Origin of the sequence: Tibeticola sp. (genome assembly GCF_022759015.1) — a bacterium.
Classification (GTDB): domain Bacteria; phylum Pseudomonadota; class Gammaproteobacteria; order Burkholderiales; family Burkholderiaceae_C; genus Tibeticola; species Tibeticola sediminis.
Genome location: NZ_JAEMQB010000121.1, coordinates 1 through 14,264, shown reverse-complemented (window position 1 = coordinate 14,264; position 14,264 = coordinate 1). Strand labels below are relative to the sequence as shown.

Sequence of the window (14,264 nt, the reverse complement as noted above, 5' to 3'; positions counted from 1 at the left end):
GCATCAAACATGGAAATCACGCGTATCCGCGCCCTGCGCGGCCCCAATCTGTGGACCCGGCGCACGGCGCTCGAGGCGATCGTTCGCTGCACCGAGGATGAAGATGATTTGCAGCGGATGCCGGGCTTCGAAGCCCGGCTGCGGGAGCGATTCCCGGCGATCGGCGCCTTGCGTGTCCCCGTCGGTCGGGCCTCACTCGCGCATCTGCTCGAATTGACCGCGTTCGCGTTTCAAACCGAAGCCGGATGTCCGGTGACATTCAGCCGCACCACGCCCACCGTCGAGCCGCAGACCTATCAGGTCGTGGTCGAGTACACCGAGGAGCCGGTCGGTCGTCAGGCATTCGCCGATGCCGTCGATCTGATCCGTGCCATCCTCGCGGGCGATGCAGCCTTCGATCTCGAGGGCCGGATCGCGGCGCTTCGGGCCTTGGACGAGGATATTCGACCTGGCCCCTCGACGGGCTCGATCATCGCCGCAGCGGTGGCGCGGGGCATTCCCTACCGTCGTCTCACCTCGGGCTCCTTGGTGCAGTTCGGCTGGGGCTGCAAGCAGCGTCGGATTTGGGCCGCGGAAGTTGATTCCACGAGCGCGGTGGCCGAGTCGATCGCGCAAGACAAAGACCTCTGCAAGCGGCTCATGTCGGCTGCGGGGGTGCCGGTTCCCGAGGGCTATCCGGTCGAAAGCCTCGAAGAAGCCTGGGTGGTTGCACAGAAGATTGGCCTGCCGGTGGTGGTCAAGCCGCAGGACGGCAATCAAGGCAAGGGTGTCACGGTCAACGTGACCACGCGCGAGCATCTGGAAATCGCCTACCGCGCCGCCGAGGAGCATGGCACGGTCATGGTCGAGAAGTTTTTGTCCGGCAGCGACTACCGGCTCCTGGTCGTCGGCAATCGCTTGGTTGCTGCGGCTCGGCGCGATCCGCCGCAGGTCGTGGGGGATGGCCAGCACACCGTCGCCGAATTGGTCGAGCAGGTCAATGCAGACCCACGACGCGGCGAGGGCCACGCCACCTCGCTGACCCGCATTCGCCTGGATGAAATCGCGAAGGCGCGGCTTGCCTTGCAAGGACTCACGCCAGAGTCCATCCCCGAAAAAGGGCGTCGCGTGATCTTGCGCAACAACGCCAATCTCTCGACGGGGGGCACGGCCACGGACGTGACCGACGACGTGCACCCGGCGGTGGCCGAGCGTGCCGTCACCGCGGCGCGGATGGTCGGGCTCGATATTTGTGGCGTCGATGTGGTGTGCGAGTCGGTGGTCAAGCCGCTCGAGGCGCAAGGCGGAGGCATCGTCGAGGTCAACGCCGCTCCGGGGCTGCGGATGCACTTGACCCCGTCGTTCGGCCATGGTCGCGCGGTGGGTGAGGCGATCGTCGATTTTCTGTACCCGCCGGGGGAAAACGGCCGTATTCCTGTCGTGGCGGTCACGGGAACGAACGGCAAGACGACGACGGCGCGACTGATCGCGCACCTTTTCAAAGCCAGCGGCTTGTGCGTCGGTATGACCAATACCGACGGGGTTTATGTCGACGGGCGACAAATCGATTCCGGCGACTGCTCGGGCCCCAAGAGTGCGCGCAACGTGCTGATGCATCCCGATGTCGAGGCCGCTGTATTCGAGACGGCGCGAGGCGGGCTTCTACGCGAGGGGCTGGGTTTCGACCTGTGCCGCGTCGCCGTGGTCACCAACATCGGCAGTGGCGACCACCTAGGACTCAACTACATCAGTACCGTCGAGGACCTCGCCGTTTTGAAGCGGGTGATCGTTCAGAATGTGGAACCCGGCGGCTATGCCGTGCTCAATGCCACCGATCCGAATGTGGCCCGCATGGCCGCGGCCAGCCCAGCGCCGGTCATCTTTTTCTCGTTGGACCGCAACCACCCGGTTTTGGCCACACATCGGGCGCAAGGGCTGCGCTGTGTTTATGTCGACGACGGTTCCATCGTCGCGACCGAGGGCGCATGGCGGGAGAGCATCCCCTTGAAGCAAGTCCCGCTGACTCGGCAAGGCACGATTCCGTTCCAGATCGAAAACGCCATGGCAGCCATCGCTGCGGCCTGGGGCGCCGGTCTGCACTGGGAGGACATACGGGCGGGATTGGCAAGCTTCACCAGCGACACGGAAAACGCCCCGGGTCGGTTCAACATCCTGGACTATCACGGTGCCACCTTGATCGCGGACTACGGTCACAACCCGGATGCCATGAACGCGCTCGTCAAAGCGGTGGAAGCCATCCCCGCGACGCGCCGCGTGGTCGTCATCTCCGGCGCAGGCGATCGACGCGACGAAGACATTCGCGATCAGACGCGCATCCTCGGACGGGCTTTCGACGAAGCCATCCTGTATCAAGACGCCTGCCAGAGGGGGCGAGCCGATGGTGAAGTCCTTCGCTTGCTGCGCGAGGGTCTGGCAGGGGCACCGCGGACGCGCCAGGTCGAGGAAATCCGAGGCGAATTCAACGCCATCGATCGCGCCTTGAGTGGCTTGCAGATGGGTGACTTGTGCCTCATCCTCGTCGACCAGGTCGAGGAGGCGCTGGCGTACTTGCGCAAGCGCTGTCAAGGCGCCAGTGCCGTCGAAATGGCCGCTGCGCTGGCATGAAAAAGCCCGGGTGCGCGACGCGGCCCGGGCTTGACTGTTTTGGCGGAGCAGGCGGGATTCGAACCCGCGGTGGGCTATTCACCCACACACGCTTTCCAGGCGTGCGACTTAAACCACTCATCCACCGCTCCGAAGCGGCGTATTGTATCAGCGTGCACACGCTTTTCGGTCATGCCGCGTCCGTGGCGCCCCCAATCAAAAGCCACCACGACTCAGACCGGTGTGCGCGTGGATTCCACCATCTTCATGGCCGAGGCGATCAAGGTGGAGACCTCGCTCATGTTGCCGGGCACGACGAGCGTGGTCGTGGCGTCCGCGGCGACGCGGCTGTAGGCCTCGACGGCTTTCTCGGCCACCTTGAGTTGCACGGCCTGCTCGCCGCCGGGCTGGCGGATGGCTGCGGCGATGCGCTCGATGGCGCCCGCGGTAGCCTCGGCCACGGCGCTGATGGAGGCGGCCTCGCCCTGGGCTTTGTTGATCACGGCTTGCTTCTCGCCCTCGGAACGCGCAATGAAGGCTTCGCGTTCGCCGGTGGCGATGTTGATTTGCTCCTGGCGGCGGCCTTCAGAGGCGGCGATCAGGGCTCGCTTCTCACGCTCGGCCGTGATCTGTTGCTGCATGGCGTGCAAGATTTCCTTCGGCGGGGTGAGGTCCTTGATCTCGTAGCGCAGCACCTTGACGCCCCAGTTGAGCGCAGCCTCGTCGATGGCGGACACGACCTGCGCGTTGATCATGTCGCGCTCCTCAAAGGTCTTGTCGAGTTCGAGCTTGCCGATGACGCTGCGCAGGGAGGTTTGGGCGAGTTGCGTCACCGCCATGATGTAGTTGGATGAGCCATAGCTCGCGCGCATCGGGTCCGTGACCTGGAAGTACAGAATGCCGTCGACCTGGAGTTGGGTGTTGTCGCGCGTGATGCAGACCTGGCTGGGCACGTCGAGCGGGATTTCTTTGAGGCTGTGTTTGTAGGCCACTTTGTCGATGAACGGCAGGATGAAGTTCGGTCCCGGCGGCAGGGTGCGGTGGTATTTGCCCAGGCGCTCGACCACCCAGGCGTTCTGCTGCGGCACGACCTGAATGGCGCGGTAGATGAAGATCACCGCAATGACGAAGAGAACGATGGCAAGAGTCATGGCCAGGCTTTCGATGACGTCAATGGTCTGTTGTCGACGCGGCGGGTGAGGCCACCGGCTCGACCAGCAACCGGTTGCCGACGAGTTCGACCACGCGGTGCGGGCCGGTAGTGGCGGGGAGGTCGCCACGTCGTTGAGCGGTCCAGTTGGCCCCGCGGTAGCGGACCTGGGCGCTGCCGTCGGGATTCCAGGCGTCGATATGGACGATTTCGCCGATGTCGAGGTTGACGCTGCGCAGGCCGCGTGGCGACGGATCGCCCGCATGGCGCCGGTCGCGCAGATACCAGCCGACCACGGCGCCGCTGCCCACGAGCGCGGCAGCGACCAGTTGCCCCGTGGTGCCTGCCCCAGCGTGGGCGGCCAGGGCCCCGGCGGCCAGGCCCAGGGCCAGCATGAGCAGGTAGAAAGTGCCGGTGAGCAGTTCCATCACCACGGCCGAGCCGGCCATCAGCCACCACACGGTCGATTGCGCCATGGATGTGTCCCTTTTGGAAAAGTTGTCGGGATTCTGCGGCATTGGCTTGTAAACGCAAACGGCAGGTCGCACGAATTCCTTACACTTCGCGCCTGTTTCATCGCGCTCTCGCGCGTCGCTCTCTCCTTTTCTCACGCCCTGCGGGGCCGGAGCCCACCATGAAGTTTCGCTTCCCGATCGTCATCATCGACGAAGACTACCGTTCGGAGAACACGTCCGGCCTCAGTATTCGTGCGCTCGCCCAGGCCATCGAGCACGAGGGCTTCGACGTGCTCGGGGTTACGAGCTATGGCGACCTGAGCCAGTTTGCCCAGCAGCAAAGCCGCGCCAGCGCCTTCATTCTCTCGATCGACGACGAAGAATTTTCGGAGGGCCCGGACCTCGACCCGGTGGTCCTGAGTCTTCGCGCCTTCATCCAGGAGGTGCGGCGCAAGAACGCAGACGTGCCGATCTACATCTACGGCGAGACGAAGACCAGCCGGCATCTCCCAAATGACATTCTGCGCGAGCTCCACGGCTTCATCCATATGTTCGAGGACACACCGGAGTTCGTCGCTCGGCACATCATTCGCGAAGCCAAGTCTTATCTGGAAGGGCTGCAACCGCCGTTTTTCAAGGCTTTGCTCGATTACGCCGAGGACGGGTCGTATTCCTGGCATTGCCCGGGTCACTCGGGCGGCGTGGCGTTCCTCAAAAGTCCGTTGGGCCAGATGTATCACCAGTTTTACGGTGAGAACATGCTTCGGGCCGACGTGTGCAATGCGGTCGAGGAACTGGGCCAGTTGCTCGACCACGACGGAGCGATTGGTGAAAGTGAGCGCAACGCCGCGCGCATCTTCAACGCGGATCACTGCTTCTTCGTGACCAACGGGACGAGCACCAGCAACAAGATGGTCTGGCACCATGCGGTGGCCCCCGGGGATGTCGTGGTGGTCGACCGGAACTGCCACAAGTCGGTTCTGCACGCGATCATCATGACCGGGGCCATCCCGGTGTTTTTAAAGCCGACGCGCAATCACTACGGCATCATCGGCCCGATTCCGCAAAGCGAGTTCACCCCCGAAGCCATCAAAGCGAAGATTCGGGCCAACCCTTTGCTTCGTCACATGGATGCGGAGACGGTGCGGCCACGGATCATGACGGTGACGCAGTCCACCTACGACGGCGTGCTCTACAACACGGAAACCATCAAGGAACTGCTCGACGGCTACGTCGACAACCTGCATTTCGATGAAGCCTGGCTGCCCCACGCCGCCTTTCACCCGTTTTATGGGACGTTTCACGCGATGGGAAAGAAGCGGCGCCGCCCCAAGCACGCCGTGGTCTATTCCACTCAGTCGGTTCACAAGCTTTTGGCCGGGATCAGTCAGGCGAGCCATGTGCTGGTGCAGAACTCGGAGAACGTGGAGCTCGACCGCGCTCTGTTCAACGAAGCGTACCTGATGCACACCTCGACTTCGCCGCAGTACAGCATCATTGCCAGCTGCGACGTTGCCGCCGCCATGATGGAGCCGCCCGGTGGAACGGCACTGGTCGAGGAGAGCATCGCCGAGGCGCTCGATTTCCGTCGCGCCATGCGCAAGGTCGACATGGAATATGGCGAGGACTGGTGGTTCAAGGTCTGGGGCCCGGACAAGCTCGCCGAGGAGGGGATAGGCCGCGCGCAAGACTGGGTGCTGCGCAGCGATGCCAAGGGCCGCAAGGGCGCCCGCTGGCATGGTTTTGGCGAGATCGCCGATGGGTTCAACATGCTGGACCCGATCAAATCGACCATCGTCACGCCAGGCCTGGATTTGAATGGCCGCTTTGCGAAAACCGGCATTCCCGCCAGCATCGTGACGAAGTTCTTGGCCGAGCACGGGGTGGTGGTCGAAAAGACCGGGCTCTACAGCTTCTTCATCATGTTCACCATCGGCATCACGAAGGGCCGATGGAACAGCATGTTGACCGCACTGCAGCAGTTCAAGGACGACTACGCCAAGAACCAGCCCATGGGCCGGATCATGCCGGAGTTCTGCCACAAGTTCCCGCAATACGAACGCATGGGCCTGCGCGATCTGTGTCAGCAGATCCACGAACTCTATGCGAAATACGACATTGCTCGGCTGACGACCGAGATGTATCTGAGCGATCTGCAGCCGGCGATGACGCCGGCCGAGGCCTATGCCCATATCGCTCGGCGAAAAACCGAGCGGGTGCCGATCGACGCCCTCGAAGGGCGAATCACCGTGGGGCTGGTGACGCCTTACCCACCGGGGATTCCGTTGCTGATTCCGGGCGAGGTGTTCAACCGGCGGATCGTCGACTACCTCAAGTTTTCAAGGGAATTCAACACGCAGTGCCCGGGCTTCGAAACCGATATCCATGGCCTTGTGGAAGAGGTCGGCAAGGACGGGGTGCGTCGGTACTACGCCGATTGTGTCCGCTGATCTGGGGTGGCTGGCCTTCGATGGCTGAGGGTCCTGGAGGGTGCCCGATCCATGGGGCACCCCCGGACGGCCATGCCATTCATCGGTCAGGTCCGGAGCAAGCTTACTGGCTCAGTGCGTCGACGATTTCCTTTGACACGCCGGCCGTCTGGTTGTAACCGCCGTCGACATAGGTGATCTCAGCGGTGACGCCGCTGGCGAGGTCGCTCAGCAGAAAGGCCGCGACGTTGCCGACCTCTTCGATCGTCACGTTGCGACGCAAGGGCGCAGCAGCGGCCGAAACGGCCAGCAGCTTGCCGAAGTCTTTGATGCCGCTGGCCGCCAGCGTTTTGATGGGGCCGGCGCTGACACCGTTGACCCGGATGCCTCGCGGGCCCAGGGATTCGGCCAGGTAGCGAACCGAGGCTTCGAGGGAGGCTTTTGCCAGGCCCATCGTGTTGTAGTGGGGAACCGTGCGCTCCGAACCGAGATAGGTCATCGTCAGTAAGGACGCATTGGATTCGAGGTAGGGCAAGGCAGCTTTGGCCATTGCCGGAAAGCTGTAGGCGCTGATTTCGTGGGCGATGCGGTAGTTCTCGCGGGTCAGGCCATCGAGAAAGTCGCCCGAGATGGCTTCGCGGGGTGCAAAACCGATGCTGTGCACGAAACCATGAAAGCGGCCCCATGCGGCACCGAGTTGCTGGAACAGCGCTTCGATCTGTTCATCGCTCGAGACGTCGCATTCGAAGACGAGCCGAGAGCCGAATTCGGCGGCGAATTCGGTGATGCGGTCTTTGAAGCGCTCGCCGACATAGCTGAACGCGAGTTCCGCGCCTTGCGCGTGGCAAGCGCGGGCGATGCCGTAGGCGATCGACCGATTCGAGATCAAGCCGGTGATCAGCAGCTTTTTGCCAGCCAGAAAGCCGGGGGAAGCACTCATGAACGTAGTCTCCGAGGGAAGTGATGCAAAACGATCGGAATTGTCGCATGGGGCTCTGCCGGCTGGCCTGGGGCGCGATGTGGCTGGCCACGGCACTGCAGGCTCAGGCGCTGCGCGCCGGTGAGGCGGACAAACTGGGGAGGCTTGGTGCTCGCTGATGCTATATAATCAGCGGCTCACGACCATACGGGCGGGTACTGACCGCCCGTTTTTTTTGGTCGAGCTGATTTTTCCCTACATTTCCAGTCGAGCAGCGCCTTACCGCCCCGTGGTTTTACAAAACGTCGTCCAGCAGGTTGTCACCGGACTCGGGTACGAGCTTGTGGAGATTGAACGCTCCGCTGGGGGGTTGTTGCGCATCACGATCGACTGGCCATGGGCTCCTGGCGCTGCTGAGCCGCAGTTCATCACGGTCGAGGACTGCGAGCGGGTGACGCGGCAGCTTCAGTTCGCGCTCGAGGTCGAGGGGGTCGATTATCGGCGGCTCGAAGTGTCCTCTCCGGGGATCGATCGGCCCTTGCGGGGCAAGGGCGATTTTGAACGCTACCAGGGTTCGCTGGTCGATGTCGTGCTCAAGGCGCCGATCGGCAAAGAAGCCGCTGGCGTCGCGGGGCTCGGCGCGGGTCGAAAGAAGTTTCGGGGCGTTCTGGAGCGTGTCGATGGGCCGGAAGCAGCACCGGATCGTTGGCGCATCGTCTGGAGTGACGAGCCCGCGGTCAAGCCCGGTGCCAAGGTCAGCAAGCGTCGCCGCCCGGTGACACTGCAGGCTTTGGAGTTTGCGCTTGACGAGCTTCGCGAGGCCCGACTCGCTCCGGTGGTGGATTTCAAGGGGCGTGGGTCGAAACCCGCGGAGCTGCCCCCAACTAAAAGTGATGTTTTGGATGGTCGTCGGCCGCTCGCGGCGGATGATTCAGATTGATACGGCTGGATGGAGCTAGAAAGAGGCATGCCATGAATCGCGAAATGTTGATGTTGATTGATGCCATCTCGCGCGAGAAGAACGTCGAGCGCGATGTCGTTTTTGCGGCGGTCGAGGCGGCTCTGGCGCAGGCGACGAAGAAGCTTTATCCGGGCGATGTGGACATTCGGGTGTCGATCAACCGCGACACGGGCGAATACGAGACGTTCCGCCGCTGGCTGGTCGTCCCAGACGATGCAGGCTTGCAGAATCCCGACGCCGAAGAGTTGTTGATGGATGCGCGCGAGCGCGTGCCCGGTGTCGAGGTCGGTGACTACATCGAGGAGTCGATCCCCTCGGTTCCGATCGGCCGAATCGGGGCGATGGCCGCCAAACAGGTCATTCTTCAGAAGATCCGCGACGCCGAGCGGGAAATGCTGCTCAACGACTTCATGAGCCGCGGCGAAAAGATCTTCAACGGCGTCATCAAGCGTATGGACAAGGGCGACGCGATCGTCGAGTCCGGGCGCGTGGAAGGCCGGCTCAAGCGCAGCGAAATGATCCCCAAAGAGAATCTCCGCGTCGGTGACCGGGTGCGCGCGATGATCATGGAGGTCGATCTGAGCCTGCGCGGCGCGCCGATTTTGCTGTCGCGCACGGCGCCCGAATTCATGATCGAACTGTTCCGGCAGGAAGTGCCCGAGATCGAGCAAGGGCTGCTGGAGATCAAATCGTGTGCACGTGATCCGGGAAGCCGCGCCAAGATCGCGGTGTTGAGCCACGACAAGCGCATCGACCCGATCGGCACCTGCGTGGGGGTTCGGGGTTCGCGGGTGAACGCGGTGACGCAGGAACTGGCTGGCGAGCGCGTCGACATCGTCCTCTGGAGCGAGGACCCTGCCCAGTTCGTGATTGGTGCGCTGGCACCGGCCAACGTGCAGTCGATCGTGGTCGACGAGGAACGCCATGCGATGGATGTGGTGGTCGATGAGGAAAACCTGGCGATCGCGATTGGCCGCGGCGGGCAGAACGTGCGGTTGGCTTCCGAGTTGACTGGTTGGAAGATCAACATCATGGATGCGGCGGAGTCGGCGCAAAAGCACGCGGAAGAAGCCGCGGCGCTGCGGCAGCTGTTCATGGAAAAGCTCGACGTGGACCAGGAGATTGCCGACATCCTGATCGAGGAGGGCTTTTCGAGCCTCGAGGAAATCGCGTACGTGCCGCTGCAGGAGATGCTCGAGATCGAGAGCTTCGACGAGGAGACGGTCAACGAGCTCCGAGCCCGCGCCAAGGATGCGCTGCTGACGATGGAGATCGCCCGCGAGGAAAGCGTCGAAGATGTCTCGCAGGATCTGCGTACGCTCGAAGGGCTGACGCCGGAACTCATTGCCAAGCTCGCGACGCATGGCATTCATACCCGCGATGAGCTCGCCGACCTGGCGGTCGATGAACTCATGGCGATCACCGGTCAGTCGGAAGACGAAGCCAAGGCATTGATCATGAAGGCGCGCGAACACTGGTTCGCGGGCCAGGCGTAATGGTCAAGGAGGCAAGAAACACTTATGTCCAGTACCACCGTTGCCGAGTTCGCTGCTGAACTCAAGAAATCGACCGAAACGCTGCTCGAGCAGTTGCGTGCGGCCGGTGTGTCCAAACAATCGGCTTCGGATGCGCTCACGGAAGCGGACAAGGTCAAGCTGCTGGGTTACCTGCAGTCCGTCCATGGCACCGCCGGCGAGCGCAAGAAGATCACGCTGACCAAGCGATCCACCAGCGAAATCAAGCAGGCGGACGCCAGCGGTCGCGCCCGCACCATCCAGGTCGAGGTTCGCAAGAAGCGCACGTTCGTCAAGCGTGACGAGGAGCTTGCAGCACCCGCGTCTGCGCCCGCCCCCGCGCCAGAGCCCGTCTCCGCTGTGGCGCCCGAGGCCGACGACGCCGAGCTGGCGCGCCGCGAACAGGAAGCCCGCCAGCAGGCGGAGCTGATGCGTCGCCAGGAGGAGGAGCTCGCGGAGCGACGCCGCCAGCGTGAAGAGCAGGAGGCACGTGAGCGCGCCGCCGAGGCCGAACGCGAGGCGGCTCGGCAAGCGGCTGCCGAAGCGGCAGCCCAGGCGAAAGCCGCCTCGGCCTCGAAACCGGACAACGATCAGGTTCGTGAACAGGAAGACCGCGCCAAGGCGGAGGCGGCGGCGCGCGCCGAGGCTCAGGCCAAGGCCGCAGCCGAAGCGGCGGCCCGCGCCGAAGAGGAAGCGGCGCGCCTGCGCGAGCTCAATGAGCGGCGTGCCAAGGCCTTGGCGGAGGCCGAGGCCATTCGGGCCATGATGAACGCCCCGAAGAAGGTTCTGGTCGCCAAAAAGCCCGAAGAGACCAAGCCGGCGGCCAAAGCAGCTGATGCGGGGCTCAAGGGCACTCTGCACAAGCCGGCCGCCGCTGCAGGCGCGACCGCGGCCCGTACGGGTGCAGCACCTGCCGGTGGTGGTGCGAACAAAGAGGTGAAATCGGCCAAGCTTTCGTCGAGCTGGGCCGGAGAGCCTGGCAAGAAGAAGGCCTTGCCCACGCGAGGCGACACTTCCGGGGGTGTCGGTCGTGGCAGTTGGCGCGGCGGCCCCAAGGGCGGCGGTCGGCGCGGCGAGCGCGACCGTCAGGATGGTTCGAATGCCTCGATGCAGACCAGCGAGCAACGGGTGCTCGAGGTTCATGTGCCCGAGACGATCACCGTCGCCGAGCTGGCGCACAAGATGTCGGTGAAGGCGTCGGAGGTCATCAAGCAGTTGATGAAGCTCGGCCAGATGGCCACCATCAACCAGCCGCTGGACCAGGACACGGCCATGATCGTGGTCGAGGAGATGGGCCACAAGGCGGTCGTTGCGGCGCTCGATGACCCGGAAGCATTCATCGACGAGGAGGGCGCACAGCAGCAGGCCGAGGCCTTGCCGCGCCCACCGGTGGTGACCGTGATGGGGCACGTCGACCACGGCAAGACGTCTTTGCTGGACTACATCCGCCGCTCCAAAGTGGCGGCCGGCGAGGCCGGGGGGATCACGCAGCACATTGGCGCGTATCACGTCGAGACGCCGCGTGGGGTGATCACCTTCCTGGATACGCCGGGTCACGAGGCTTTCACGGCCATGCGGGCTCGCGGGGCAAAGGCGACCGACATCGTGATTCTGGTCGTCGCAGCGGACGACGGCGTCATGCCGCAAACCCGTGAGGCGATCAAGCACGCGAAAGCGGCCGGCGTGCCCATCGTGGTGGCGATCAACAAGATCGATAAGCCCGACGCGAACCCCGAGCGGGTCAAGAACGAGCTGGTCGTGGAAGAGGTCGTGCCCGAAGAGTTTGGGGGCGACTCGCCGTTCGTACCCGTGTCGGCCAAGACCGGCCAGGGCATCGATGAATTGCTCGAACAGGTGCTGTTGCAGGCCGAAGTCCTCGAGCTCAAGGCGCCGGTCGATGCGATGGCCAAGGGCCTCGTGATCGAAGCGCGTCTCGACAAAGGCCGCGGCCCCCTGGCGACCGTGCTGGTGCAGTCCGGCACGCTCAAGGTCGGGGATGTGGTTCTGGCTGGGCAGACCTATGGACGGGTGCGTGCCATGCTCGATGAGAATGGCAAGCCGATCAAGTCCGCGGGGCCGTCGATTCCGGCCGAGGTGCAGGGCTTGACCGAGGTGCCGCAGGCAGGCGACGAGTTCATCGTCATGTCCGACGAACGCCGGGCGCGCGAAATCGCCACCTATCGCGCCGGGAAGTTCCGCAACACCAAGCTGGCACAGCAGCAGGCCGCGAAGCTCGAAAACATGTTTGCGAACATGGCGGCGGGCGAGGTCAAGACGCTTCCGATCATCATCAAGGCGGATGTTCAGGGCTCGCAAGAGGCGCTGTCCCAGGCTCTGTTGAAGCTCTCGACCGACGAGGTGAAGATTCAGCTCGTGTACGCGGGTGTGGGCGGCATCAGCGAGTCGGACGTGAACCTGGCGATTGCATCGAAGGCGATCATCATTGGTTTCAATACCCGCGCCGATGCCAACGCCCGCAAGCTCGCCGAAAACAGCGGCGTCGAGATTCGTTACTACAGCATCATTTACGACGCCGTCGACGATTTGAAGGTGGCGATGTCGGGCATGCTGGCGCCGGAGCGTCGTGAAGAGGTGATCGGGACGGCAGAGATCCGCACGGTTTTCGTGGCCTCGAAGATCGGCACGGTGGCGGGCTGTCTGGTCACGTCGGGCATGGTGCATCGCAATGCCCACTTCCGCCTGCTGCGCGACAACGTGGTGATCTATACCGGCGAGATCGAGTCGCTCAAGCGCCTCAAGGACGATGTGCGCGAGGTTCGCGAGGGCTTCGAGTGCGGGATCAAGCTGAAGAACTACAACGACATCAAGGAAGGCGACCAGCTCGAGTTCTTCGATGTCAAGGAAGTCGCTCGGACGCTGTGATTGGCGCCTGTCGCTGGTTTTGAGATGAAAAAGAAGTCCACCACCCCCAATCGAGGCTATCGCGTGGCCGACCAGATCCAGCGGGATCTGGCCGAGCTGATTCCGCGCGAAGTCAAGGATCCGCGGGTGGGCTTTGTCACCATCCAATCGGTGGAAGTGACGCCCGATTACGCCCATGCCAAGGTGTACTTCAGCGTGCTGACCGGCGACGCCGAAGCGAGCGCCGAAGGGCTCAACGCGGCGGCTGGCTATCTGCGTTCCTTGCTCTTCAAGCGGCTGCACATCCACACGGTGCCCACGCTGCATTTCGTGTACGACCGCACACCGGAGCGCGCGGCCGACATGAACGCGTTGATTTCCAAGGCCGTTGCTTCGCGTGCGAAGGACGAGGGGTAACACATGCCGCGTTCGCGCACTCGGGTGCCGCGGCGCCCGGTGCATGGGGTGCTGCTGCTCGACAAGCCGCTGGGCCTGTCGAGCAATGATGCGCTGCAGCGGGTGAAGTGGCTGCTTCGGGCCGAGAAGGCGGGCCATACCGGCACCTTGGATCCGCTGGCTTCCGGGGTGCTGCCGGTGTGTTTCGGCGCGGCAACGAAGTTCAGCCAGCTTCATCTCGATGCCGACAAGACTTATCACGCGCGCTTGCGCTTTGGGGTCCAGACGACGACCGGAGACGCGGAAGGCGAAGTCGTTCGCGTGCGCCCGATCGTGCACGATGCCGATGACATCCACCGCGTTCTTGCCCAGTTTACGGGGCCGATTCTGCAGGTGCCGCCGATGCACAGCGCGCTCAAGCACGATGGGCGGGCGCTGTATGAATATGCCCGCGAGGGAGTCGCCGTCGAGCGCGAGGCACGTCCGGTCACGATTTTTGAGCTTGAATGGCTGGACGCCGGCGCAAATCAAGGCTTTGATGCTATAGAAATCAGAGTCAAATGCAGCAAGGGAACCTACATCCGTACCTTGGCCGAGGACATCGGCGAGGCGCTCGGCTGTGGCGCCCACCTGACGGCGCTGCGGCGGGTGGCCACGGGCCCATTTACCCTCGAAGCAGCGTTGACCCTGGAGCAGATCGAGACCTGCGCGGAAGACGAGCGGCTGGGCTTGCTTCGGCCGGTGGAGGATCTGCTCTCAGGCTGTCCCCCGGTCGTGCTTTCCAGCGAGGATGCGGGGCGTTTTCTGAGCGGGATGCGTCGGCGGGGGGTGTGGCCGGACGCGCCCTTGGTGGCGGTCTACGGGAGCCACCCGCGCGCGTTGCTGGGCACGGGTGAGGTTCGCGGCGGCGAGCTGATTCCGCGGCGGCTTTTGAGCCCGGTCGAAATTGAACAGATTTTGGAAATTTTGGAAACGCCTGCGGGCGATTGAGCCCT

General features: G+C 63.5%; 10 protein-coding genes and 1 tRNA gene. 7 read left to right on the top strand and 4 right to left on the bottom strand.

What is annotated here, in order from left to right:
- The first annotated feature begins 9 nt into the window (after positions 1–9).
- Positions 10–2,604 (top strand): cyanophycin synthetase, encoded by a 2,595-nt coding sequence (gene cphA, locus JHC36_RS07700; RefSeq protein ID WP_287917896.1) that lies wholly within the window; start codon positions 10–12, stop codon positions 2,602–2,604.
- A gap of 40 nt (positions 2,605–2,644) precedes the next feature.
- On the opposite strand, the gene JHC36_RS07695 is transcribed toward cphA, so the two are convergent.
- The 3 genes from JHC36_RS07695 to JHC36_RS07685 all read right to left on the bottom strand — a co-directional run bounded on the left by JHC36_RS07695 (position 2,645) and on the right by JHC36_RS07685 (position 4,209).
- A tRNA-Ser gene (locus JHC36_RS07695) sits at positions 2,645–2,735 on the bottom strand.
- 81 nt (positions 2,736–2,816) lie between these two features.
- Entirely contained in the window at positions 2,817–3,734 is a 918-nt protein-coding gene (locus JHC36_RS07690) for an SPFH domain-containing protein (protein WP_287917893.1), read from the bottom strand.
- A 19-nt stretch (positions 3,735–3,753) separates the two neighbouring features.
- Positions 3,754–4,209: an NfeD family protein gene (locus JHC36_RS07685; RefSeq protein WP_287917890.1), complete on the bottom strand. Its 456-nt coding sequence runs from the start codon at positions 4,207–4,209 to the stop codon at positions 3,754–3,756.
- A gap of 158 nt (positions 4,210–4,367) precedes the next feature.
- On the opposite strand from JHC36_RS07685, the gene JHC36_RS07680 reads away from it, so the two are divergent.
- Positions 4,368–6,638 carry an arginine/lysine/ornithine decarboxylase gene (locus JHC36_RS07680; RefSeq protein ID WP_287917887.1) on the top strand — a complete coding sequence of 757 codons (2,271 nt, stop codon included), beginning with the start codon at positions 4,368–4,370 and terminating at the stop codon, positions 6,636–6,638.
- Positions 6,639–6,741: 103 nt separating this feature from the next.
- Here the strand turns inward: JHC36_RS07680 and fabI are convergent, their stop codons facing one another.
- Complete coding sequence (gene fabI, locus JHC36_RS07675) at positions 6,742–7,557, bottom strand: enoyl-ACP reductase FabI (protein WP_287917884.1); 816 nt, start codon at positions 7,555–7,557, stop codon at positions 6,742–6,744.
- A 268-nt stretch (positions 7,558–7,825) separates the two neighbouring features.
- Here fabI and rimP point away from each other — a divergent pair, with 268 nt between their 5' ends.
- From rimP to truB, 5 genes are read left to right on the top strand one after another with little or no spacing between them, the layout of a single operon-like run.
- The gene (gene rimP / locus JHC36_RS07670) at positions 7,826–8,476 is read left to right on the top strand and encodes a ribosome maturation factor RimP (protein ID WP_287917939.1); all 651 of its coding nucleotides are present in this window, start codon (positions 7,826–7,828) and stop codon (positions 8,474–8,476) included.
- Between the two features lie 32 nt (positions 8,477–8,508).
- A complete protein-coding gene (gene nusA, locus JHC36_RS07665; protein WP_124221938.1) occupies positions 8,509–9,993 on the top strand; it encodes a transcription termination factor NusA in 1,485 nt (494 codons plus the stop codon).
- 24 nt (positions 9,994–10,017) lie between these two features.
- Positions 10,018–12,894 carry a translation initiation factor IF-2 gene (infB, locus tag JHC36_RS07660; RefSeq protein WP_287917882.1) on the top strand — a complete coding sequence of 959 codons (2,877 nt, stop codon included), beginning with the start codon at positions 10,018–10,020 and terminating at the stop codon, positions 12,892–12,894.
- 24 nt (positions 12,895–12,918) lie between these two features.
- The gene (rbfA, locus tag JHC36_RS07655) at positions 12,919–13,290 is read left to right on the top strand and encodes a 30S ribosome-binding factor RbfA (protein WP_287917880.1); all 372 of its coding nucleotides are present in this window, start codon (positions 12,919–12,921) and stop codon (positions 13,288–13,290) included.
- A gap of 3 nt (positions 13,291–13,293) precedes the next feature.
- Positions 13,294–14,259 carry a tRNA pseudouridine(55) synthase TruB gene (gene truB / locus JHC36_RS07650; protein ID WP_287917877.1) on the top strand — a complete coding sequence of 322 codons (966 nt, stop codon included), beginning with the start codon at positions 13,294–13,296 and terminating at the stop codon, positions 14,257–14,259.
- Positions 14,260–14,264 lie beyond the last annotated feature (5 nt).